Raw genomic sequence first — 22,291 nt, forward strand, 5'->3', positions numbered from 1 at the left:
CTCCGCAAAAATCGCATTGTCATTCCGCTGCGGCGGCGACGGCATCGCTGTGGAATTCCTCGCGATAGGGCCTGGCGGTCGGCGGCAGTTCGCGCTTGAGGAAATAATCCTCGTTGCGCAGCTGGCGCAGGAAGACCGGTATCATCTCGCGGTAGCCGGCCAGGATCGACGGGGTCGGCGCCGGCAAATCGTGCTTGATCAGCGCATGCAGCTTCGGCAGCGCATGGTAGGGCACCATCGGGAACATGTGATGTTCCACGTGATAGTTCATGTTCCAGTAGATGAAGCGGCTGATCGGGTTCATGTACACGGTGCGACTGTTCAGCCTGTGGTCGGTGACGTTGTCGGCCAGGCCGCCATGCTGCAGCAGGCCGACCATGACATGGTGCCAGGCGCCATAGAGCCTGGGCAGGCCGACCAGCATCAAGGGCAGGAACGAGCCGGAATAGAGCGCCAGCGCGATGGTCGCGGCATAGATGGCGGTCCAGATGCGGGCAATGCGGATCGCCTTGCCCTGTTCCTGCTCCGGAATAAAGGTCTTTTCGGCGGCGCTGATGTTGCCGGCGGCGTTGCGCAGCATGTCTGACATCGCATGCCAGGCGTCGAGCACGCCGACAAATCCGAGGATGGCGCGCACCAGGTCCGGCGGCCGCATGACGGAGATTTCCGGGTCGCGGCCGACGATGATGGTGTCGGTGTGGTGGCGCGTGTGGCTCCAGCGCCAGGTCACCGGATTGCGCATGATCATGAAGCAGGCGATCTGGTAGACGACGTCGTTCATCCACTGCGTGCGGAAGGCCGTGCCGTGGCCGCATTCGTGCCAGCGTGAATCGGTCGAGGAGCCGTAGAGCACGCCATAGACGAAGAAGAACGGCACGCACCACCAACTGCCCCAGAACCAGGCGCCGCCGGCGCCGCTGACGACGAGCGCGGCAATCCAGATCGCGGTATCGCGGATCGCCGGACCGTCGGAGCGCTGCATCAGCTCCTTCATCTGCTTGCGCGGAATGTCGGTGTGATACCACTCGGCCGCCGACAGGCCGTTCTCCACGGCGAGCTTGGCGTCGCGGCCGATCAGGCTGTAGTCACGCCGGGACGGCGCTATGGTCATGGTTGCCTCCCTCGGCAGGGCATTGGCGAATGCCTGATATTGCCAGCTTCCGCCGTCAAAATAGCGCCGAGCCATGATAGACTCAACATCATAAAGATAGTTTCTATCATTTCCTATCAGAATGATGTATTGATACCCTGCAATTCGAATGAGGGCGATCATGGCGAAACGGCCGACCATCACCGACCTGGCGCGCATCTCCGGTGTCAGCGTCGCCACGGTGGACCGCGTGCTCAACAATCGCCTGCCGGTGCGCGAGGAAACCGCGCGCCGCGTCTATGAGACCGCGACCGAGATCGGCTATCACGCGGCCGGCCTGATCAAGCAACGCATGCGCCATGAACTGCCCGAGTACCGGCTCGGCTTCTTGCTTTTGAGAGGCAATGACGTTTTCTACGGCGACTTCGCGGCGGAGCTCGAACTGGCGGTCTCGCAATCGCAGCGGTTCCGTGGTGCCGCAACCATCGACTTCGCCAGTTCCCTGGTCCCAGACGAGATCGCCGCCCAGATGCGCAGGCTGGCGGCAAAATCGAGGGCCATCGCCGTTGTTGGCCCGGACCATCCGACCCTGACCGCGGCGGTCGAGGCGTTGAAGGCGAGAGGGCAACCGGTGTTCTCGCTGCTGTCAGATTTCGCAGCCGGCATCCGCGAGGGCTATGTCGGCCTTGATAACCGCAAGGTCGGCCGTACCGCGGCCTGGATGATCGCCAGGGCGGCGCGGCAGCCCGGCAAAGTCGCCCTCTTCGTCGGCAGCCATCGCTTCCATGGTCATGAGTTGCGCGAGATCGGCTTCCGCTCGTTCTTTCGCGAGCATGCACCCGACTTCAGTGTGCTCGAAACGCTGGTCAATCTGGAGGCAAACCAGGTGACCCATGATGCGATGATCGATCTCCTGGCGCGCTATCCGGACCTTGCCGGCTGCTATGTCGCCGGTGGCGGTATGGAAGGCGCGGTCTCGGCGCTGCGGGCAGCAAGGCCCGTAAACATGCCGGTGGTCGTCTGCAACGAGATCAATGCCGCGTCGCGCGCGGCACTCGCCGACAACATCCTCACCATGGTGATCTCGACGCCGCTGGCCGCGCTCTGCAGGGAACTGGTTGATCGAATGGTGCATGCCATCGAGGCCGGCGCCGCCAACGCACCTGGCCAGACCTTCCTGCCCTTCGACATCTATCTGCCGGAAAATATCTAGCCTTTCCCGCCCGAGAGTAGCGGCCGGAAATGATAGAAACCATCAGAACGATCCGAAATTCCGGCGGCAGGCCGCGGAATCGCCCTTGACGTTCCGCTGGAATGGAATAAATATTTCACCAGCTGTGTATTTTGGTTCTTTCGTTCCGGAATATCTGTTTCAAACAGAGGGTTTGGCATTCCTGCCGATGCGGGAGCCACACGGAACGAAGACATCAGGGAGAGATTCCCCGGGGAGATCGGGGATTCCGGATAGATCGGTGCAACCGGACACCAAAAGTGGAGGAGAGATTACAATGAAGAAACTGCTTTTGGGCGTCGCCTTCGCGGCGCTGATGAGTTCATCGGCCATGGCCGCCAAGATCGGCGTGTCGATGGCCAAGTTCGACGACAACTTCCTGACCGTGCTACGCAACGGCATGATCGAGCAGGCCAAGGGCATGAGCGGCGTCGAACTGCAGGTCGAAGACGCGCAGAACGACGTTGCCAAGCAGCTCGACCAGATCAAGAACTTCGCGGCTTCGGGCGTCGACGCCATCATCGTCAATCCGGTCGACACTTCGGCCACGCAGGCGATGTCGGACGCCGCCGCGGCCGCCAAGATCCCGCTGGTCTACGTCAACCGCGAGCCGGTCAATGTGAACACGCTGCCCGACAACCAGGCTTTCGTCGCCTCGAACGAGGCCGATTCCGGCACGCTCGAAACCAAGGAAGTCTGCCGCCTGTTCAAGGAAGCCGGCAAGAAGGAAGCCAATGTCTATGTCATCATGGGCGAGCTTTCCAACCAGGCCGCCGTGCAGCGCACCAAGGACATCGAAGAGGTCATCGCCACGCCGGATTGCAGCTTCATCAAGATCATCGACAAGCAGACGTCGAACTGGAACCGCGACGAAGCGCAGAATCTGATGACCAACTGGCTGTCGACCGGCAAGCCGTTCGACGGCGTCATCGCCAACAATGACGAAAGCGCCATCGGCGCCATCCAGGCGATGAAAGCCGCCAATATCGACATGAAGTCGGTCGTTGTCGGAGGCGTCGACGCCACCCAGGACGCGCTGGCGGCCATGCAGGCCGGCGACCTCGATGCAACCGTGTTCCAGGACGCGGCCGGCCAGGGCGCCGGTGCGCTGGATGCGGCACTGAAGCTCGCCAAGGGCGAGAAGGTCGAGCACAAGGTCTACGTGCCCTTCCAGCTGGTGACGCCGGCCAACATCGACAAGTTCCTGAAGAAGAACTGAGCAACGGATCCACGGAGCGGCGCTCTCGCGCAAAGACAGCGCCGCTCCTCTTCCCCCGGGCGCCTTCGGGTGCCGAGGACGACCGTGGCTGATGGAGGATAGAAGATTGGCACAGACATCTCACGGCGTCGGCGGGGTCAGCTATGACGCGAAGAAGCGCAACTGGCCGGCCGAATTCAACGTCTTCCTGGCGCTCGTCATCCTGGTCGTCATCTTCGAACTGATCGGCCGTATCTTTCTCGGCGACAGTTTCCTGTTCAACACCCGCAGCGACGTCGGCGGTCTCTTCAACGAGGCACGCCTGCAGATCATCATCCTGCAGGTGTCGATCGTCGGCATCATCGCCATCGGCGTGACGCAAGTGATCATCACCGGCGGCATCGACCTGTCCTCGGGCTCGATCGTCGGCGCGACCGCCATGATCGCCATGAGCTTCGCCCAGGTGGCGACCGTCAACGGCAACCCCAATCCCAAGGCGATGTTCCTGGCGCAAGGCTGGACCGACCTGCCGGTCATCGTGCCGGTGCTGGTGGCGATCGGCTGTGGCCTGTTCGCCGGCCTGGTCAACGGCGCGCTGATCGCCTACACGCGCATTCCGCCATTCATCGCCACGCTCGGCATGATGGTCACCGCGCGCGGCATCGCCAAATGGTGGTCCAAGGGCCAGCCGATCTCGTTTCCCACCGAAAGTTTCGCGGCGATCGGCAAGGGGTTGATGCCGGTCATCATCTTTCTGTCGCTGGCTATCCTGTTCCAGCTGATCATGACCTACACCAGGTATGGCAAGCACTGTTACGCGATCGGTTCCAACGAGGACGCCGCGCGCATGTCCGGCATCAAGATCGCCAACCACAAGATCCTGGTCTACGTCATCGCCGGCATTCTCGCCGCGCTCGCGGCCGTGGTGCTTTCTTCCAAGAACCTCACCGCGCAGTCCGGCATGGGCGTGATGTACGAGCTCGACGCCATCGCCATGGCGGTCATCGGCGGCGTCTCGCTGTCGGGCGGCCGCGGCTCGATCATCGGCACGGTTATCGGCTCGCTGATCTTCGGCGTCATCATCTCCGGCTTCACCTTCCTGCGCCTCGACGCCTATTACCAGGAGATGGTCAAGGGCGTGATCATCGTCGGCGCCGTCGTTCTCGACCAATGGCGCCAGCGTATGCGGGCATTGAGGGCTTGACCATGCCAGATATCTCCACGACAGACATCGTCCTGAAGACCGAAAACCTGACCAAGCGTTATGGCGGCGTGCATGCGCTGGAAGGCGCCAATTTCGAGTTGCGCAAAGGCGAGCATGTCGCCATCATGGGTGACAACGGCGCCGGCAAGTCGACCTTCGTGCGCCAGATCACCGCCGTCGAACAGCGCACCAGCGGCCAGGTCTGGTTCGACGGCAAGGAAGTGAATTTTGCCGGGCCGATCGAGGCTCGCACGGCGGGCATCGAGACCGTGTTCCAGAACCTAGCGCTGGCCGACGACCTCGACGTGCCGTCGAACCTGTTCCTCGGCCGCGAAAAAGTGCTGTTCAACCTCGGGCCGTTCTCGATCCTGGACCGCAAATACATGCGCAAGGCGACCGAAGCTGCACTGATCCGCACCGCGGTGAAGATCCCCAATCTGTCCAACACCATCCGCCATATGTCGGGCGGCCAGCGGCAATGCGTGGCGATCGCCCGGACCGCGACCTTCGCCTCCAAGCTGATCATCATGGACGAGCCGACGGCGGCGCTCGGCGTGCAGGAGACCGCACAGGTCGAAAACATCATCCGCACATTGAAGGACAATGGCGAGCCGCTGATCCTGATCAGCCACAACATGCGCCAGGTGTTCGACCTCTGCGACCGCATCGTCGTCTTCCGGCGCGGCCGCATCGTCGCCAATCTGCGCAAGGAGAACACGGACGGCCAGGACATCGTCTCCTACATCACCGGTGCCAAGACGGGAGAGGCGGAACTCGCGGCCTAAACAGGGCGATCACCCGGTTCCGGGACGATCCGCGGCGCTCGCAAACAACTTGCCACCTTCCCGACGGGAAGGTGGAGACACAATTCTCTCGAACCCCATCCCCCTAGAGGAAATATCCATGACTGTTCGTTTCGCCCTCCTCGGTGCCGGCCGCATCGGCAAGGTCCATGCCCGCGCCGTCGGCTCCAACCCGCAGGCCAAACTGGTGGCCGTCGCCGATGCCTTCGAGAAGGCGGCGACCGAACTGGCGAGCGCTTACGGCGCCGAGGTGCGCAGCATCGACGCGATCGAGAAAGCCGGGGATATCGACGCCGTCGTCATCTGCACGCCGACCGACACCCATGCCGATCTGATCGAGCGTTTCGCCAAGGCCGGCAAGGCGATCTTCTGCGAGAAGCCGATCGACCTCGACGTCAAGCGCGTCGAGAAATGCCTGGCCGTGGTCGACAAGGCCAAGGCGACGCTGATGGTCGGCTTCAACCGGCGTTTTGACCCGCATTTCGCCGCGGTGCGCAAGGCGATCGACGATGGCGCCATCGGCACCGTCGAGATGGTCACCATCACCTCGCGCGATCCGGGCGCGCCGCCGATTGATTACATCAAGCGCTCGGGCGGCATTTTTCGCGACATGACCATCCATGATTTCGACATGGCGCGCTTCCTGCTCGGCGAGGAACCGGTGGCGGTCAGCGCGCATGCCTCGGTGCTTGTGGACAAGAAGATCGGCGAGGCCGGCGATTTCGACTCGGTCAGCGTCATCCTCGAGACCGCGTCCGGCAAGCAGGCCGTCATCTCCAACTCGCGCCGCGCCACCTATGGCTACGACCAGCGCATCGAGGTGCATGGCTCGAAAGGCATGGTGGCCGCCGAGAACCAGCGGCCGGTGTCGATCGAAGTCGCCAACGACAAGGGCTATACCCGCCCGCCGCTGCACGATTTCTTCATGACCCGCTATCTCGACGCCTATGCCATCGAGATAGCCGCGTTCATTGCCGCCGCGACCTCGGGCAAGAAGGCGTCGCCGAGCGGCGCGGACGGACTGGTGGCGCTGAAGCTGGCGGATGCGGCGCTGAAGTCGGCGACATCAGGCAAGACCGTTCGCCTCGACAAGTAAGAACCCGGACCCAAGCCACAGGAGCAAAGCGATGAGCGCATCAGCCGATCGCAATTCGAACACACGCGCCATCGTCACCGGCGGGGCGCAAGGCATTGGCTTTGCCGTCGCCGAAGCATTGGCCGACGAAGGCTGCAAGGCGCTGGCGCTCATCGGCCGCTCGCAGGAGAAGGGCGACAAGGCGGTCGCCCATTTCAAGAAAGCGGGCGTCGACGCGATCTTCATCAGTGCCGACGTTTCTGATGTGGCCGACTGCAAGCGCGCGGTCGCCACCGCGCTCTTGCATTTCGGCACCATCAACGCACTGGTCAACGCCGCCGCCACTTCCGCACGCGGCTCGCTGGTCGAAACCTCGGAAGAGCTGTTCGACACGATCTTCGACACCAATGTGCGCGGCCCGTTTTTCCTGATGCAAGGCGTGGTGGCGCATCTCCTGGAAAAGAAAGCACCCGGCTCGATCGTCAACGTGCTGTCGATGTCGGCGCATACCGGCCAATCGTTCCTGACGCCCTATTCGACCAGCAAGGGCGCGCTGATGACGCTGACCAAGAACGTCGCCAACGCCTATCGCTTCAACCGCATCCGCTGCAACGCCGTGCTGCCCGGCTGGATGGACACCGAGGGCGAGGATATCGTGCAGAAGAAATGGCACGACGCGCCGGATGATTGGCTGGCGAAGGCCGAAGCCGCGCAACCGATGGGCCAGCTGGTGAAGCCGGACCAGCTTGCCCGGCTGATCAGCTACATGGTCAGCCCGCAGTCCGGTGTCATGACCGGATCGCTGGTCGACTATGACCAGAGTGTCGCGGGAGCGTCACCGGAGTAGTTTCAACCCTGTTGCGGCAGCACCGCCGTTCCCATATAGTCATGATAGTCAAGCTAGTCATGAGGGATGCGATGCTACCGTCGCCCAAAGACACCAATTGGACGGTCGCCGGGGCAAAAGCCCGGCTCTCGGAGGTTATCGAGCGCGCGCAATCTTCGCCGCAGACGATCACCAGAAACGGCAAACCGAGCGTGGTTGTCGTCTCGGCCGAGGAATGGCAGCGCAAGACCGTGCGCAAGGGTACGCTTGCGGAATTCCTGCTGGAGTCGCCACTGCGCGGCGCCGATCTCAACCTCGAGCGTCAGCGTGACGAGCCGCGTGACCTGCCGCTGTGAGAGTGCTGCTCGATACGAATGTCCTGTCCGAGGTGACAAGGCCGGAGCCGGACGCACGCGTTCTGGACTGGCTGGACGGGCTTGATGAGGACCGCTCATTCATCAGCGTCGTATCGATCGCCGAGATCAGGCGCGGCGTCGCCCTGATGGATGAGGGCCGGAAACGCGAAGCCCTTGCCGAATGGCTCGCCCGGGACCTGCCGCAGCGCTTCGAACAGAGGGTTTTGCCGGTGGACGAACCGGTTGCCTTGGCCTGGGGCGACCTGATGGGCCTTGCGAAGCGCCGCGGTCGCGGCCTGTCGTCGATGGACGGGCTGATCGCAGCCACGGCGATCGCGCAGCAGCTCACCTTGGCAACGCGCAACACGAAGGATTTCGAAGGTTTTGGGATAGAACTCTTCGATCCCTGGACGGCATGAAGTTTGGCGGGAACGCCTATCACTTCGTCATCCTCGGGTCTGCGCCGCGTCGCTGCGCTCCTTGCTCCGCCCGTGAATGACGAAATCGCGAGGGTTCGGCCTACCGGAATTGACAGCCATCACCCACGTGACAAACGCCTCGGCTTCGACTATATGAGCCGCATGATCCACCTGACCGCCACCTATTGGTACTTTAGCAGCTCGCTGGCGGCGGGAGGATTGCGCTCGATCTGAAGATTGCAGCAACAATATCCGAACAGCCGCCAGACCTGGCGGCTTTTTTGTTTCAGCCGGCAGGTTCCCAAAAAAGGAGCAGAAAGCCGTGTTGACCACCACAGACGACCTTCGGGTCAAGGAAATCCGCGAACTGAGCACACCCGACCAGGTGATGCGGGAGATCCCGCGCACGCTGACGGCGACGCGCACCGTCAGCGCGTCACGAAACGCCATCCATGCCATCCTGAACGGGACCGACGACCGGCTGCTCGTCGTCGTCGGCCCCTGTTCGATCCACGATCCGGTCGCTGCGGTCGACTATGCCAGCCGTCTGGCGGCGCTGCGCGAGGCCCTGTCCGACCGGGTGGAGATCGTCATGCGGGTCTATTTCGAAAAGCCACGCACGACGGTCGGCTGGAAGGGCCTGATCAACGATCCGGACCTCGACGGCAGCTTCAACATCGACAAGGGTTTGCGGATGGCGCGCAACGTCCTTTCCGCCGTCAACAATCTCGGCCTGCCGGCGGCGACCGAATTCCTCGACATGACGACCCCGCAATATATTGCCGACCTCGTCGCCTGGGGTGCGATCGGCGCGCGCACGACCGAGAGCCAGATCCACCGCGAGCTGGCATCGGGCCTCTCCTGCCCGGTCGGCTTCAAAAACGGCACCGACGGCAATCTCAGGATCGCCGCCGAGGCGGTGAAATCCGCCGCGCAGCCGCATCATTTCATGGCGGTGACCAAGGGCGGCCGCAGCGGCATCGCGACCACCACGGGCAATGAGGACTGCCATGTCATCCTGCGCGGCGGCGTTCAGCCCAACTATGACGCGGCGAGCGTCGAGGCGGCTAGCTTGGAACTCGGCCGCATCGGCGTCGCACCCAGGCTGATGATCGATGTCAGCCACGCCAACAGCTCGAAGAAGCCGGAGAACCAGCCCAAGGTGGCGGCGGATGTCGCGGGGCAGGTGGCGGCTGGCGACGAGCGCATCGTCGGCGTCATGATCGAGAGCAATCTCGTCGCCGGCCGGCAGGACGTGGTGGCAGGCAAGCCGCTCGTCTACGGCCAGAGCATCACCGATGGCTGCATCGACTGGGCAACCACCGAGACCGTGCTGCACGGCCTTGCCGGCGCCGTCGAATGGCGCCGCTCGACACGCCGCGCCATGATGGAGAGCCGACCGGGCGCCGCTTGATCTGGCCGGGCACAAGGCAGGGCGGCGGTTCCCGATTCAGCTGGGGATCACGCCGTCCTCAGCCCTTCCCACGCGGTGAACACCGAGACCGCAAACAACAGCAAGCCGGCCGCCCGGCCGGCGAGAACGGTCGCCCGCGGATTGGCGATCAGAAGCTTGCGGCTGCGGCCGGCTGATATTGCGAGCCCGCCATAGATCGCGGCCTGGGTCAGGACCGTCATCAGGCCCATGATGGTCGCCTGCATCCAGATCGGACCATAATCCGGCTTCAGGAATTGCGGGTAGACGGCCAGCACGAAGAGGTAGGCCTTCGGGTTGATCAGGCAGGTCACGAAACCCTGGCGAAACGCCTTCCATGCGGAGCGGCTGCCGGCGGGCCCGTCATCACCGACGGTGATCGAACTGCGCATCAGCGTGATGCCGATGAAGGCCATGTAGGCGGCGCCGGCAATCAGCAGCGGCGTGAACAGGATCGGCACGAAATGCATGAGCAGGCCGACGCCGATCGCGCCGTTCAGCGTGTGCACCATGCCGCCGACCATGATGCCGCCGGTTGCTGCAAGACCCCGGTCGCGTCCGCCGGTCAGCGCATTGGCCAGCACGAACAGCATGTCCATGCCCGGAACGGCGATGATGCCGAACAGGAGGATGAAGAAGAGCCAAAGATTTTCCGCATAATTCATGGATTTTCCGCATAATTCATGTCAGTTGCTCGTCGCCTCCTGACGGCGCGCCGCAGAGGAATTTGTTGATTTTCAACTCGATAGGCAGTCCTATAGACCAACCCAACTGACGATGATGTGTCAGTTGCGATCGGAGCCGGGTGAGAAAATGCGCAAGGCGTCGCGCCTGTTCGAGATCATCCAGATCCTGCGGCTGGCGCGACAGCCGGTGACGGCGGCGACGATCGCCGCGCAGCTGGAGGTGACCATCCGTTCCATCTACCGCGACATCGCGGCCCTGCAGGCGATGCGCGTGCCGATCGAGGGCGGACGCGGCATCGGTTACATACTGCGTCCCGGCTTCGATCTGCCGCCGCTGATGTTTTCGATCGAGGAGATGGAGGCGATCGTCTTGTCACTGGCGCTGCTGGAGCGCACGGGAGACGACGAGCTCAAGCAGGCAGCCAAGCGTGTCGGCGCCAAGATCGCCGGTGCGGTGCCGCCGCCTTTGCGGCAGACGCTCGACGCCAATGCGCTGCATGCGTGGGGGTTCGCCGCGCCCTCGGCCGGCACCATCGACCTGGCGCTGGTGCGCCGCGCCATCCGCGATGAGGAAAAGCTCGACCTCTCCTATCGCGACGAGATGGGCCGCGCCTCCGAGCGCCTCGTCCGGCCGATCGCGCTCATCTACTACGCCGAAACCGCCAACATCGTCGCCTGGTGCGAGCTGCGCCAGGCGATCCGCAATTTCCGCAGCGACCGGATCGCGGATTGCCAGCCGACCGGGCTACGCTTCAAGGGCGAAGGCGACCGCTTGCGGCAGGTCTGGGTCAACGGCTGGGAGGCGAACGCTCCGGTTGGCGGCTGACGCGATTTCCCTTCTCCCCTTGAGGGCTAGCGTGGGCACACATTTGCTTCGGGCTCATTTTTGTGAGGCGAGAACGAAGCCGTCTACGATGGCGTTGAAGCGTCTGAGGCCGTTGGTGAAGGTGATAGGCCCTGGCGGGCGTTCCTTTTCGTAGCCGTTCCAGCCTCCGAGCCTGGCGATACACCAGGCGGCCCAGGCGAGCGTGTGCGTGGGGTGAGGGTTCTTCTGCTTTTGGGTCTTGCCTTCGAGCTTGGCGATGAGCACGTCCAGGACGGTGATCTCGGTGGGATCAAAGAGGCGCGCGGCCTGGAAGCCCTGGCCCGGCGAACCACGCCCGTGCACGAGTTGCATGACCCTGGTGGCGACGACCAGAGCGGCGGCGGCCAGGCGTTCGAGTGCATCGCCATCGGCGATGAGACTTTCCTCCAGATCGATGGCCTGCGACTTCACGGTCCGGAACAACTGCTCGACGATCCAACGCGAGCGATACATCTCGACGATGCGGCAGGCATCGGCGAGTGTTTCGACGCTGTGGGTGGTCAACAGCCGCCAGATCACCGCGTCCTTGGCCGAAGGTGGATCGATCTCGCGCACTTCCACCATGTTGAGCGTGAGTTCGCTCGGATCGCGGCTGTCGGCGCCAAGGCGGGGCTGGCGCAAGCTCACCGCGGTGAAGCGAACGGCCAGTTCGACGGTGCGACCCGGCCGGCCAGGGCGTGCCTGCAGCTCGAAGGCAATGCGGCCGGCTTCCGCCGTCTTGGCGATCGCGCTGAACAGGCGCTCGCCCCGCGTGCCCAAAGCCCGATCCCGTACAGCGCGGATGAGCACATGGGTGCGCTCGCCGGGAAGCCTTGCAAACACTTCGTAGATGTCGGCTTCGCGGTCGCCGACCACCGTCATCTGCGGCGTGTCGGTCAGCGCCTGGCATGCCGCCTTGGCGGTGCCGATCCATTTGTGGCTTTCCTTGGCTTCGATCGGCAGCGCCTGGTAGTCATGCGCCTTCTTTGCCTCGCGCCGCCAGATCGTGGCGCCTGCAAGGCCCAGGACCGAGCCGTCCCCGGCATCCACGGCCAGCGCCGGATGCACGAACAGCCCGATATCCTTGCCATTGCCGACACGACCGAGGCCACGCTTGCGTGAAGCCTTGGCTTCATAGTTGATCTCGCTGCTGTCCTCGATGATCAGCACGTGGCGGCCGGCGGCCATTTCGGCGGTTCGCGCCGCCGCCGTGCGGATGATCTCTTGCTTGCTCACGTGGCGATTGCGAAACAGGCGCGTGAACGCGACCTTCTCCGCGCGCGTGTCGGCCAGCCGGCGCATGCCCGCGCTGACACGCGCAAACATGCGCTCCAGAACCATGCTCCCCTTTTTTGCAAGCGCAGGTCGCCGAAGTATCCAAGCAGCAAAGCCATCGTCGAAGCCTCCAGAATCAACAATGGCAGCTACAGAATCACATACGATTCAAACGCTTCAAGCCATTTTCCGGCGTCGCTTCTTCACGCTTGATCAAAGCACGAAGCAAATGTGTGCGCACACTAGCCCCTTGAGGGAGAAGGTGGATCGGCGCGATAGCGCCGAGACGGTTGAGGGTGTTCCAGCGGAATGAGACGCTGGCGTTCCCTGGAACACCCCTCATCCGTCGCCTTCGGCGACACCTTCTCCCACGAGGGACCCACGAGGGGGAGAAGGGAAGCAGCCGCTCTACCTCACGTCGACCCAGCGCTTTTCCTCGAAGGAGCGTGCCATTGCATGCACGGTGCGCTCGATCTCCAGGCCTTCGCCGAACTCGATGAGCCGCGCCGGTTTGCCGGCAAGCCGCGTCAGCAGTTCGTGGCACTCGATGATCTTGAGATCGTTGAAACCGAGGCTGTGGCCGGGCGCCGGCACGAAAAGATCGTAGGGTTTGTGGTGCGGCGCCACTAGGATGGTGCGATAGCCCTGTTCGGTCGGGCGATCGGACGTGAGATAGAGCTGGAACTCGTTCATCCGCTCCTGGTCGAACAGGATCGACCCTTTCGAGCCGAAGATCTGGATGGCGATGCGGCCCTTGCGGCCCCAGGCCGAGCGATTGACCAGCAGCGTGCCGGCAATGCCGTTTTCCAGATGCATCAAGACGCTGGCGATATCATAGGTCTCGACCGCGCGGCGTCCGCCCGCCGCCAGCTTGCGGTCGGCATAGGGCTTGGCCATGTCGCAGATGACGCTGGCGACGCGGCCGAACAGCGCGGTGACCAGCGAGAGCGGATGCACGGCGAAATCGTCGAGCGCGCCATAGCCGGAAGCGGCCTCGTGCTTCCAGAAGAACAGCGCTTCCGGATCGGCCATGAAATCCTCGTCCATCTCGATGCGCAGATGGTTGACCTCGCCGATGATCTTCTCGTCGAGCAGCGCGCCGATGTGACGGATGGCCGGGCTCTGGATGTAGTTGTAGCCAAGCGCGGCGACCTTGCCCGACTTCTTCGCCGCTGCCGCCATCGCCTCGGCCTCGGCGAAGCTCGGCGCCATCGGCTTTTCGCACCACAGATGCTTGCCGGCCTGAAGAACCGCGATGGCCATTTCCGGATGGAACTGGTTGGGCGTGGTCAGCGAGACGACATCGACCTCCGGGTCATTGACGACCGCGTGCCAGTCGCCGGACGCTTTCTCGAAGCCGAACTCGCCGGCCTTGCGCCGGGCCAAGTCCTCATTGACCTCGCCGAGATGGACGAGCCGTGGCTTGGCCACGTCCGGAAAGACGGCACCGACGGCGCTCCACGCGATGGCGTGGCATTTGCCCATGAACCCGGTGCCGATAAGACCTACGCCGACCATCTTCCCTCGTTCCTCCACTGACAGAAAGGTTGCGTGGATGAATTAGTCCATTTTTATCTGGAATGGAATGTCTGCCTCATTTTTTATGGTGTTCTTGCGCAGGCTCGCTATGATGGGGCAGAGAGGACGTTTCACGGATGAGCTTGGACGGGCCGACGATGGACGAACGGGTACCTCGCGATTTCGAGACGCTGCGCGCCACGATCCTCGATCGGCGCGAAAGCCTGCCCAAGCGCATCGCCCAGATCGCCGCCTATGCGCTCGACAATCCCGATGATATCGCCTTCGGCACCGCGGCCAGCATCGCCGCCTCGGCCGGCGTGCAGCCCTCCACCCTCATCCGCTTTGCCCAGCAGCTTGGCTTCGATGGCTTCACCAGCCTGCAGCAGGTGTTTCGCGAGCGGCTGCGCGAGCGCAATTCGTCCTATGACGAACGGCTGCAGGCGCTGCGCGCCAAGGCCGATGCCGGCGCGGGCCACCGGGCGATCTTCGATGGCTTCGTCGCCGCCGCCAGCACCTCGCTCAACGACATTTCGCGCACGCTTGATGACGCGCACTTCGAAGACGCGATTTCACTGCTGGCGAAGGCGCAGACCATCTATGTGCTGGCCAAGCGGCGCTCCTACCCGGTGGCGAGCTACATCGCCTATGCTTTGGGCAAGTTGAAGATCCGCAACCAGCTGATCGAATCGGCAGCCGGCCTGAACGCCGAGATGGTCTCCTTCGCCACGCCGGCGGACGCCGTCATCGCCATCAGCTTCTCGCCCTACGCGCCGGCCACCATCGAGGAAGCCCGCGCCATTTCCGAGCAGGGCGTGCCGATCGTGGCCATCACCGACAGTTCGTTTTCGCCGCTTGCCCAGTTTGCCAGCGTGTGGTTCGAGGTTGCCGAGGCGGATTTCGCCGGCTTCCGTTCGCTGTCGGCGACGATGGCGCTGGCCATGGCGCTGACCGTCGGCGTCGGCGAGAAACGGCGCGACGTCGGCCGCAAGCGCAAGGCCTGAGCAGGTCCTGACGCGACGCGGCCGAGGCTGGGAGCCGGGCCCAGCCGGTCGCTTGCCGCGGCTTCGGTCGGGGATCATGCTCCCGCACTTTTCGGCCGGGAATGCTCATTCCATATTGACTATGGATTGGAATTATTATTTCATATTGCCGGCGCCACGCTGCCGCTCGCGCGTGTTACCCAAACAATGTTGTTCATGACAACAAGACCGACGGGAGGTTCCAATGAGCGAAGCCGTGGACGCAAGACAGGCGCCGCTCGACGTCATCACCATCGGTCGTGCCTCGGTCGACCTCTATGGCCAGCAGATCGGCTCGCGGCTGGAGGACATCACCTCCTTCGCCAAGTCGGTCGGCGGCTGCCCGGCCAACATATCGGTCGGTACGGCCAGGCTCGGCCTGCGCTCGGCGCTGCTGACGCGCGTCGGCGACGAGCAGATGGGCCGTTTCATCCGCGAGCAGCTGAAGCGGGAAGGCGTCAACACCGACGGACTGAAGACCGACAAGGAGCGGCTGACCGCGCTGGTGCTGCTTTCGGTCGAGGATGAAGGCGTTTCGCCGATGATCTTCTACCGCTCGGATTGCGCCGACATGGCGCTGGCCGAAGAGGACATCGACGAAGCGTTCATCTCCTCGGCCCGTGCGGTCGTCGTTACCGGCACGCATTTTTCGCGCCCCAACAGCGACGCCGCCCAGCGCAAGGCGATCCGCATCATGAAAGCCAAGGGCGGCAAGGTGGTCTTCGACATCGACTACCGGCCGAACCTGTGGGGCCTCGCCGGCCATGCCGAGGGCTTCGAGCGCTATGTGAAGTCCGACCGGGTCTCGGCCCAGTTGAAGACGGTGCTGCCCGATTGCGATCTCATCGTCGGCACCGAGGAAGAGATCATGATCGCGTCGGGCGCCGACGACTGCCTGAGCGCGCTGAAGACGATCCGCGCGCTGTCTTCGGCCACCATCGTGTTGAAGCGCGGCGCCATGGGCTGCATCGTCTATGACGGGCCGATCAGCGACGATCTGGAAGACGGCATCGTCGGCAAGGGGTTTCCGATCGAGATCTACAATGTGCTGGGCGCCGGCGACGCGTTCATGTCCGGCTTCCTGCGCGGTTGGCTCGGCGGCGAAGACCATGCGACGGCGGCGACCTGGGCCAATGCCTGCGGCGCCTTCGCCGTCTCGCGGCTGCTGTGCGCGCCGGAATATCCGACCTTCGAGGAGCTGCAGTTCTTCCTCAAGAACGGCAGCAAGCATCGGGCGCTGCGCAAGGACGAGGCGATCAACCACATTCATTGGGCGACAACCCGCCGGCGCGACGTTCCCTCGCTGATGGCGCTCGCCTGCGACCATCGCATCCAGCTCGAGGATGTCGCCGCGAAGGCCGGCGCCGATCCGGCACGCATTCGCGATTTCAAGGTGCTGGCGGTCAAGGCGGCGGCCAAGGTCGCCGCCGGGCGCGACGGCTACGGCATGCTGATCGATGAGAAACATGGCCGCGAGGCGATGTTCGAATTCGCCCGCCATCCCTTCGCCTGGCTCGGCCGGCCGGTCGAATTGCCGGGTTCGCGGCCGTTGCGCTTCGAATTCTCGCAGGACATCGGCTCGCAATTGGTGGAATGGCCTGTCGATCACTGCATCAAGTGCCTGTGCTTCTACCACCCGGACGACCCGGCCGCGCTGAAGGAAGAACAGCAGCAGAAGCTGCGCGCGCTGTTCGAGGCGGCGCGGAAAGTCGGCCGGGAGCTTCTCATCGAGATCATCGCCGGCAAGCACGGCAAGCTCGACGACACGACGATCCCGCGCGCGCTGGAGGAACTCTATGCACTCGGCATCAAGCCGGACTGGTGGAAGCTCGAACCGCAGGCATCGAGCGGTGCCTGGGCCAGGATCGAAGCCGTCATCCTGAAACACGATCCCTGGTGCCGCGGCATCGTGCTGCTTGGGCTGGAAGCACCGCAGGACGAGCTGGAAGCGGCCTTCGCCGCTACCGCCAAGGCGCCGATCGTGAAAGGCTTTGCCGTCGGCCGGACCATCTTCGTCCACGCGGCCGAACAATGGTTGGCCGGCAAGATGTCGGATGACGAGGCCGTCGCCGACATGGCGTCGCGCTTCGAGCGGTTGACCAAAGCGTGGCTTGCCGCGCGCGGCCGCAAGGCAGCATAAGAAGAGCGCAGCATAACAAGACGCGACGCAGGACCGCGGAGGAAAACACCATGAGCAAGACAATCCGCCTGACGATGGCGCAGGCGCTGACCCGCTTCCTCAGCCGCCAGATGACCGAGATCGACGGCAAGACGGTTCCGATTTTCGGCGGCGTCTGGGCGATCTTCGGCCATGGCAATGTCGCCGGCATCGGCGAGGCGCTCTACCAGGTTCGGCAGGAATTGCCGACCTTTCGCGCCCATAACGAACAGTCGATGGCGCATGCGGCGATCGCCTATGGCAAGGCCAATTTCCGCCGCCGCTTCATGGCCGCGACCTCTTCGATCGGCCCGGGCGCGCTCAACATGGTGACGGCGGCGGCACTGGCGCACGTGAACAGGTTGCCCGTCCTGTTTTTGCCGGGCGATGTCTTCGCCAACCGCATTCCGGATCCGGTGCTGCAGCAGGCCGAGGACTTTTCCGACGGCACGGCGACGGTCAATGACTGTTTCCGCCCGGTGTCACGCTATTTCGACCGCATCACCCGGCCGGAGCAGATCATCCCGGCGCTGAGCCGCGCGATGCAGGTGTTGACCGATCCGGCCGAATGTGGCCCGGTAACGCTGTCGCTCTGCCAGGACGTGCAGGCCGAGGCCTACGACTATCCCGAGAGCTTCTTCGCCGAGCGGGTCTGGCACCAGCGCCGGCCGCGTCCGGATCGCGGCGAACTGGCAGCGGCGGCGGCGGCGCTCAAGGGCGCGAAGAAGCCGCTGATCATCGCCGGCGGTGGCGTGCTTTATTCGCAGGCTTCCTATGAACTGGCGAAATTCGTGGAAGGCGCCGGCATTCCTGTGTGCGAGACGCAAGGCGGCAAATCCTCGCTGCCGGACAATCATCCGCTCAACATGGCGGCGGTCGGCGTCACCGGCACGTCTGCCGCCAACCGGCTGGCCGAAGAGGCCGATGTGGTGCTCGCCATCGGCACGCGCCTGCAGGATTTCACCACCGGCTCGTGGGCGCTGTTCAAGAACTCCGGCAAGACCATCGTCGGGCTCAACGTGCAGCCTTTCGATGCCGGCAAGCATCGCGCGCTGCCGCTGGTCGCCGACGCGGCCGAGGGGCTGGCCGAACTGGGTGCGGCGCTGGGCGGCTGGAAAGCGCCTTCCGCGTGGACCGACAATTCCGCTGCCGGCAAGAAGGCCTGGCAGGTTGACGCCTCCAAGGTGACGGCGTCGACCAACGCCGCCTTCCCCTCGGATGCGCAGGTGATCGGCGCCGTACAGCGTTCAATGGGGTCAGGCGTGATTTTGCTGAACGCGTCGGGCGGCCTGCCGGGTGAACTGCATAAACTCTGGCAGGCGGGAGCGCCCGGCTCGTACCATGGCGAATATGGCTTCTCGACCATGGGCTACGAGATTGCCGGCGGGCTCGGCGCCAAGATGGCCAAGCCCGACCGGGAGGTCGTCGTCATGGTCGGCGACGGCTCCTACCTCATGATGAATTCCGAAATCGCCACATCGGTTATGCTCGGTTTGAAGCTCACCATCGTGGTGCTCGACAACAGGGGTTATGGCTGCATCAACCGGCTGCAGATGGCGACCGGCGGCGCCAACTTCAACAACCTGCTGAAGGACTCGCGCCACGAGATCCTGCCCGACATCGACTTCGCCGCTCACGCGACGAGCCTGGGCGCGATCGCCGAGAAAGTGCCGTCGATCGCCGGGCTGGAAAACGCGCTGCAAAAGGCCAAGACAAACGACCGCACCACGGTGCTGGTCATCGACACCGACCCGCTTGTCTCCACCGATGCCGGCGGCCATTGGTGGGATGTGGCGGTGCCGGAAGTGTCCGCGCGTCCCCAGGTCAACGCGGCACGCAAGGCCTATGACGAAAAGCGGCAGATGCAGAGCGTTGGCGATTGATATCGGCGCCGCCCCCCCACCCCGCTGCTGCGCAGCGACCCTCCCCACAGGGGGGAGGGTGAAGAAGAACCGGAGCTAGAACTTGAAAGCCAAACTGGGCATGTCCCCCATTGCGTGGTGGAATGACGATCTTGCCGAACTCAGCGATGACGTGTCGCTGGAAGAATGCCTGCGCCAGTCGCGTTCGGCCGGCTTCACCGGCATGGAGATGGGCCGGCGTTTTCCCAACGACCCCGCTGTCATGCTGCCGATCCTCAAGGCGGCCGATGTGACGCTGTGCGGCGGCTGGTTTTCGGGCACGCTGGTCGACGAAGAGATGGCGAAGAACCAGGATCGCATCCAGCCGATGATCGATCTGTTCAAGGCGGTCAACGCGCCTTGCATCGTCTATGGCGAGGTCGGCCGCTCGATCCAGGGCGACCGTTCCAAGCCGCTGGCCACCAAGCCGAAACTCTCGGACGATGAGATGAAGGCCTATGCCAAGCGCCTGACCGCTTTCGGCGAATGGTGCGCCGGGCAAGGCATGCCGCTGTCCTATCACCACCACATGGCGGCCGTGGTCGAGACCGAGCCGGAGCTCGATGCCTTCATGCGCCATTCCGGCGAAGGCATTCCGCTGCTGCTCGATGCCGGACATCTGGCCTTTGCCGGCGGCGACGTGCTGCGCGCCATCGACAACCACCACAAGCGCATCAGCCACGTGCATGTGAAGGATGTGCGCATGGGGGTGATCGAAAAGCTCGATCGCACCAAGCGATCCTTCCTCGACGCGGTGGCGCTCGGCGCCTTCACCGTGCCGGGCGACGGTTCGCTGGACTTCGGCGCCATCGTGCAGCGCTTCGCCGACCATGGCTATGAGGGCTGGTTCGTGGTCGAGGCCGAGCAGGACCCGAAGAAGAACCCGCCGCTCAAGATGGCTGAGGTTGGCCACAAGGAATTGATGCGCGTGATGACATCAGCCGGCTACACGGTCGAAACCCAGGGTTTCCCGAATGCCTGATGCGAGGGTTCACGGCGAGGCAGGTTGCTGTAGATTGGCGCGATGAAAGATTCCGAGCACCCCTTTTTCCGGCCCTTGTGGCGTCGTGTCGCCGTCGTCGCGGTCTGCGTCATCTGGTCGATCATCGAGTTCGCCACCGGCACCCCGTTCTGGGGCATCATCGCGCTGGGTTTCGCCGGCTACGGCGTCTGGCAGTTTTTCTACCTCTACAAGCCGGTCGATGAGAGCAATGCGCCGGCCGAGGCCGAACCGAAGGAGTAACTGATCGCATGCGTTGGCGATTGGCTTGCAGTGCTTCTAACTTCGTCATCCTAGGGCGGAGCAAGGAGCGCAGCGACGCAGCGCAGACCCTAGGATCCATGCCATGACTTTGAGGCTGGTGTGACGGTGCAGAATTCCGCTCCGCTGTGCCCTTCGGCCGAGGTAACGGCATGGATCCTAGGGTCTCCGCGACGGAGCTTCGCTCCTGCTACGCTCTAGGATGACGAAGTCGGACGGGCGCCGCTGAAGATTTGCGATGGCCCTTTCAAACAGACGGCTTGGCTTCCCGGAGCCTTCAAGCCAACGGAATAGGAGACAAAAAATGTCGAAGCTGCTCGTCAAAGCCGACAAGGGCCATGGCCGCGTCGCTCATGTGACGCCGGAAAGCGCCGGCTGGACCTATGTCGGTTTCGACCTGCATCGGCTGAAGCCGGGCGAAACGGCTTCCGGAAAGACTGACGACCGCGAAATCTGCCTGGTGTTCGTCACCGGCAAGGGCAAGGCGAAAGCCGGCGGCAAGGATCTCGGCCTGCTCGGCGAACGCATGTCGCCCTTCGAAGGCAAGCCATGGTCGGTCTATGTGCCGCAGGGATCGGACTGGTCGGTGACCGCGGGAACCGAGCTGGAACTCGCCGTCTGCTCGGCACCGGGCCTTGGCGGCGGTTTGCCGGTCCGGGTTATCGGACCCGACGATCTCGGTCAGGAGGTGCGCGGCAAGGGCACCAACACGCGCTACGTCACCAACATCCTGCCGGAAGGCCAGCCAGCGGACTCGCTGCTGGTGGTCGAGGTGATCACGCCGGGCGGCCACACGTCGAGCTATCCGCCGCACAAGCATGACCAGGACAATCTGCCTGCCGAATCCTATCTCGAGGAAACCTATTACCATCGCCTCAACCCGCCGCAGGGCTTTGCCTTCCAGCGCGTCTATACCGACGCCGACAAGAGCGGCCATCGCGCGCTCGACGAGGCGATGGCGATCGAGGACGGCGATGTCGTGCTGGTGCCCGAGGGCTATCATCCCTGCGCCGCCTGCCATGGCTATGACCTCTACTATCTCAACGTCATGGCCGGGCCGAAGCGGACGTGGAAATTCCACAATGCGCCCGAGCACGAATGGTTGATGAAGGCCTGAGCCTTCCGGGTTTTCGGCCGAAGCCACTGGTCCAGCTCGGAAAAATCGTCGGCTAAGGACCGACAGGGGTCGATTTGCCATCGAAAACCCTTCAAAGCTTCGTCAATCCGTCATGGAAATCACCTATGGCAGCGAGACTGACGAGGATTTTTCATGCGTTATGCCATTTATTTCACCCCCCGGCAGGACGAACCGCTGGCGCGGATCGCAGCCAACTGGCTGGGCCGCGACCCGTTCGGCGCCGCGACGAAGCCGGTCGAGGCGGTGGCCGACCTGTCGGCGGCGGAAGTCGCCTTTCACACCGCTTCGGCGCGCCGCTACGGCTTCCACGCGACGCTGAAGGCGCCCTTCCGCCTGGCGGCCAACGAGACCGAGGCCTCGCTGCGCGCGGCACTCGACCATTTTGCCGAAGCAACGCCGGTGGTGACGATCCCGCGTCTCGTCGTCAGCCAGATCGACAGTTTTTTCGCGCTCGTGCCGGAAGGGCCGCTGCCGCCGCTCAACCGTTTCGCCGATGACGTGGTGCGCGATTTCGACCGGTTCCGCGCGCCGCTGACCGAGGCCGAGATCGAGCGGCGCAGCCCGGATTCGCTGAAGCCGGCCGAGTTTCGCAACCTGTGCCAGTGGGGTTACCCTTATGTCTTCGAGACCTTCCGCTTCCACATGACGCTGTCCGGCCGGGCCGGGCCACAGGAAAGCCCACGTCTGCGTGCAGCAATCGACAGCCTGTTCGCGGAGGTGCTTTCGCAGCCGGTGCTGGTGGATGCGCTGACGCTGTTCGTCGAACTCGAGCCGGGAGCACCGTTCATGGTGCTTTCCCATCACGCGCTTGGGCGCCGCCCGGCCAGAAAGACCGCCTGAACCGAAACAATTCC

The 22,291-nt window shown here is 63.7% G+C and carries 21 protein-coding genes; 17 read left to right on the plus strand and 4 right to left on the minus strand.

The features are described 5' to 3' along the window. Positions 1-19: 19 nt before the first annotated feature. Entirely contained in the window at positions 20-1,111 is a 1,092-nt protein-coding gene (locus tag AC0NIH_RS02245; protein WP_473466964.1) for a fatty acid desaturase family protein, read from the minus strand. A 160-nt stretch (positions 1,112-1,271) separates the two neighbouring features. Between AC0NIH_RS02245 and AC0NIH_RS02250 the strand changes: the two genes are divergently transcribed. The 9 genes from AC0NIH_RS02250 to AC0NIH_RS02290 all read left to right on the plus strand — a co-directional run bounded on the left by AC0NIH_RS02250 (position 1,272) and on the right by AC0NIH_RS02290 (position 9,616). After that, positions 1,272-2,303 carry a LacI family DNA-binding transcriptional regulator gene (locus AC0NIH_RS02250; RefSeq protein ID WP_352703983.1) on the plus strand — a complete coding sequence of 344 codons (1,032 nt, stop codon included), beginning with the start codon at positions 1,272-1,274 and terminating at the stop codon, positions 2,301-2,303. Positions 2,304-2,598: 295 nt separating this feature from the next. Then, positions 2,599-3,540, plus strand: coding sequence for a sugar ABC transporter substrate-binding protein (locus AC0NIH_RS02255; RefSeq protein WP_023776017.1), 942 nt, complete (start codon positions 2,599-2,601; stop codon positions 3,538-3,540). A 106-nt stretch (positions 3,541-3,646) separates the two neighbouring features. Then, entirely contained in the window at positions 3,647-4,723 is a 1,077-nt protein-coding gene (locus AC0NIH_RS02260) for an ABC transporter permease (protein WP_023765674.1), read from the plus strand. Positions 4,724-4,725: 2 nt separating this feature from the next. Beyond that, positions 4,726-5,508 (plus strand): ATP-binding cassette domain-containing protein, encoded by a 783-nt coding sequence (locus AC0NIH_RS02265; protein ID WP_013891716.1) that lies wholly within the window; start codon positions 4,726-4,728, stop codon positions 5,506-5,508. A gap of 118 nt (positions 5,509-5,626) precedes the next feature. After that, positions 5,627-6,622 carry an inositol 2-dehydrogenase gene (gene iolG / locus AC0NIH_RS02270; RefSeq protein WP_023776019.1) on the plus strand — a complete coding sequence of 332 codons (996 nt, stop codon included), beginning with the start codon at positions 5,627-5,629 and terminating at the stop codon, positions 6,620-6,622. 31 nt (positions 6,623-6,653) lie between these two features. Then, positions 6,654-7,448, plus strand: coding sequence for an SDR family oxidoreductase (locus AC0NIH_RS02275; protein ID WP_473466962.1), 795 nt, complete (start codon positions 6,654-6,656; stop codon positions 7,446-7,448). A gap of 71 nt (positions 7,449-7,519) precedes the next feature. Continuing rightward, the gene (locus tag AC0NIH_RS02280; RefSeq protein WP_352704025.1) at positions 7,520-7,783 is read left to right on the plus strand and encodes a type II toxin-antitoxin system Phd/YefM family antitoxin; all 264 of its coding nucleotides are present in this window, start codon (positions 7,520-7,522) and stop codon (positions 7,781-7,783) included. Further along, positions 7,780-8,202, plus strand: a complete 423-nt coding sequence (locus tag AC0NIH_RS02285; RefSeq protein ID WP_473466961.1) for a PIN domain-containing protein — start codon at positions 7,780-7,782, stop codon at positions 8,200-8,202. The genes AC0NIH_RS02280 and AC0NIH_RS02285 overlap by 4 nt, the downstream gene beginning before the upstream one ends. Before the next feature lie 322 nt (positions 8,203-8,524). Beyond that, the gene (locus tag AC0NIH_RS02290) at positions 8,525-9,616 is read left to right on the plus strand and encodes a 3-deoxy-7-phosphoheptulonate synthase (RefSeq protein WP_473466959.1); all 1,092 of its coding nucleotides are present in this window, start codon (positions 8,525-8,527) and stop codon (positions 9,614-9,616) included. 47 nt (positions 9,617-9,663) lie between these two features. Here AC0NIH_RS02290 and AC0NIH_RS02295 read toward each other — a convergent pair whose 3' ends face one another. Next, positions 9,664-10,299: a LysE family translocator gene (locus tag AC0NIH_RS02295; protein WP_023767548.1), complete on the minus strand. Its 636-nt coding sequence runs from the start codon at positions 10,297-10,299 to the stop codon at positions 9,664-9,666. 148 nt (positions 10,300-10,447) lie between these two features. Here AC0NIH_RS02295 and AC0NIH_RS02300 point away from each other — a divergent pair, with 148 nt between their 5' ends. After that, positions 10,448-11,146 (plus strand): helix-turn-helix transcriptional regulator, encoded by a 699-nt coding sequence (locus tag AC0NIH_RS02300; protein WP_352704051.1) that lies wholly within the window; start codon positions 10,448-10,450, stop codon positions 11,144-11,146. A 54-nt stretch (positions 11,147-11,200) separates the two neighbouring features. Here AC0NIH_RS02300 and AC0NIH_RS02305 read toward each other — a convergent pair whose 3' ends face one another. After that, entirely contained in the window at positions 11,201-12,490 is a 1,290-nt protein-coding gene (locus AC0NIH_RS02305; protein ID WP_473469862.1) for an IS4 family transposase, read from the minus strand. A 357-nt stretch (positions 12,491-12,847) separates the two neighbouring features. Beyond that, a complete protein-coding gene (locus AC0NIH_RS02310) occupies positions 12,848-13,957 on the minus strand; it encodes a Gfo/Idh/MocA family protein (RefSeq protein ID WP_473469306.1) in 1,110 nt (369 codons plus the stop codon). 158 nt (positions 13,958-14,115) lie between these two features. Here AC0NIH_RS02310 and AC0NIH_RS02315 point away from each other — a divergent pair, with 158 nt between their 5' ends. The 7 genes from AC0NIH_RS02315 (at position 14,116) to AC0NIH_RS02345 (ending at position 22,277) form a co-directional block, all read left to right on the plus strand. Next, positions 14,116-14,961 carry a MurR/RpiR family transcriptional regulator gene (locus tag AC0NIH_RS02315; RefSeq protein WP_023769260.1) on the plus strand — a complete coding sequence of 282 codons (846 nt, stop codon included), beginning with the start codon at positions 14,116-14,118 and terminating at the stop codon, positions 14,959-14,961. Between the two features lie 223 nt (positions 14,962-15,184). Next, positions 15,185-17,119, plus strand: coding sequence for a bifunctional 5-dehydro-2-deoxygluconokinase/5-dehydro-2-deoxyphosphogluconate aldolase (locus AC0NIH_RS02320; protein WP_473469303.1), 1,935 nt, complete (start codon positions 15,185-15,187; stop codon positions 17,117-17,119). Positions 17,120-17,169: 50 nt separating this feature from the next. Then, the gene (iolD, locus tag AC0NIH_RS02325) at positions 17,170-19,020 is read left to right on the plus strand and encodes a 3D-(3,5/4)-trihydroxycyclohexane-1,2-dione acylhydrolase (decyclizing) (protein WP_473469301.1); all 1,851 of its coding nucleotides are present in this window, start codon (positions 17,170-17,172) and stop codon (positions 19,018-19,020) included. A gap of 82 nt (positions 19,021-19,102) precedes the next feature. After that, positions 19,103-20,020 carry a myo-inosose-2 dehydratase gene (gene iolE, locus AC0NIH_RS02330; protein ID WP_473469297.1) on the plus strand — a complete coding sequence of 306 codons (918 nt, stop codon included), beginning with the start codon at positions 19,103-19,105 and terminating at the stop codon, positions 20,018-20,020. A gap of 42 nt (positions 20,021-20,062) precedes the next feature. Beyond that, complete coding sequence (locus AC0NIH_RS02335) at positions 20,063-20,281, plus strand: DUF3329 domain-containing protein (protein ID WP_473469295.1); 219 nt, start codon at positions 20,063-20,065, stop codon at positions 20,279-20,281. Between the two features lie 322 nt (positions 20,282-20,603). Continuing rightward, the gene (iolB, locus tag AC0NIH_RS02340; protein WP_473469293.1) at positions 20,604-21,416 is read left to right on the plus strand and encodes a 5-deoxy-glucuronate isomerase; all 813 of its coding nucleotides are present in this window, start codon (positions 20,604-20,606) and stop codon (positions 21,414-21,416) included. A 153-nt stretch (positions 21,417-21,569) separates the two neighbouring features. After that, the gene (locus tag AC0NIH_RS02345; protein WP_013891730.1) at positions 21,570-22,277 is read left to right on the plus strand and encodes a DUF1045 domain-containing protein; all 708 of its coding nucleotides are present in this window, start codon (positions 21,570-21,572) and stop codon (positions 22,275-22,277) included. The last annotated feature ends 14 nt before the right edge of the window (positions 22,278-22,291 follow it).

Source organism: Mesorhizobium sp. WSM1386 (assembly GCF_055901595.1).

Coding starts and splice junctions, on each gene's coding strand:
- AC0NIH_RS02245 (WP_473466964.1), bottom strand. CDS start 1,111: ATGACCATAGCGCCGTCCCGGCGTGACTACAGCCTGATCGGCCGCGAC.
- AC0NIH_RS02250 (WP_352703983.1), top strand. CDS start 1,272: ATGGCGAAACGGCCGACCATCACCGACCTGGCGCGCATCTCCGGTGTC.
- AC0NIH_RS02255 (WP_023776017.1), top strand. CDS start 2,599: ATGAAGAAACTGCTTTTGGGCGTCGCCTTCGCGGCGCTGATGAGTTCA.
- AC0NIH_RS02265 (WP_013891716.1), top strand. CDS start 4,726: ATGCCAGATATCTCCACGACAGACATCGTCCTGAAGACCGAAAACCTG.
- iolG (WP_023776019.1), top strand. CDS start 5,627: ATGACTGTTCGTTTCGCCCTCCTCGGTGCCGGCCGCATCGGCAAGGTC.
- AC0NIH_RS02275 (WP_473466962.1), top strand. CDS start 6,654: ATGAGCGCATCAGCCGATCGCAATTCGAACACACGCGCCATCGTCACC.
- AC0NIH_RS02280 (WP_352704025.1), top strand. CDS start 7,520: ATGCTACCGTCGCCCAAAGACACCAATTGGACGGTCGCCGGGGCAAAA.
- AC0NIH_RS02295 (WP_023767548.1), bottom strand. CDS start 10,299: ATGAATTATGCGGAAAATCTTTGGCTCTTCTTCATCCTCCTGTTCGGC.
- AC0NIH_RS02300 (WP_352704051.1), top strand. CDS start 10,448: ATGCGCAAGGCGTCGCGCCTGTTCGAGATCATCCAGATCCTGCGGCTG.
- AC0NIH_RS02305 (WP_473469862.1), bottom strand. CDS start 12,490: ATGTTTGCGCGTGTCAGCGCGGGCATGCGCCGGCTGGCCGACACGCGC.
- AC0NIH_RS02310 (WP_473469306.1), bottom strand. CDS start 13,957: ATGGTCGGCGTAGGTCTTATCGGCACCGGGTTCATGGGCAAATGCCAC.
- AC0NIH_RS02315 (WP_023769260.1), top strand. CDS start 14,116: ATGGACGAACGGGTACCTCGCGATTTCGAGACGCTGCGCGCCACGATC.
- AC0NIH_RS02320 (WP_473469303.1), top strand. CDS start 15,185: ATGAGCGAAGCCGTGGACGCAAGACAGGCGCCGCTCGACGTCATCACC.
- iolD (WP_473469301.1), top strand. CDS start 17,170: ATGAGCAAGACAATCCGCCTGACGATGGCGCAGGCGCTGACCCGCTTC.
- AC0NIH_RS02335 (WP_473469295.1), top strand. CDS start 20,063: ATGAAAGATTCCGAGCACCCCTTTTTCCGGCCCTTGTGGCGTCGTGTC.
- iolB (WP_473469293.1), top strand. CDS start 20,604: ATGTCGAAGCTGCTCGTCAAAGCCGACAAGGGCCATGGCCGCGTCGCT.
- AC0NIH_RS02345 (WP_013891730.1), top strand. CDS start 21,570: ATGCGTTATGCCATTTATTTCACCCCCCGGCAGGACGAACCGCTGGCG.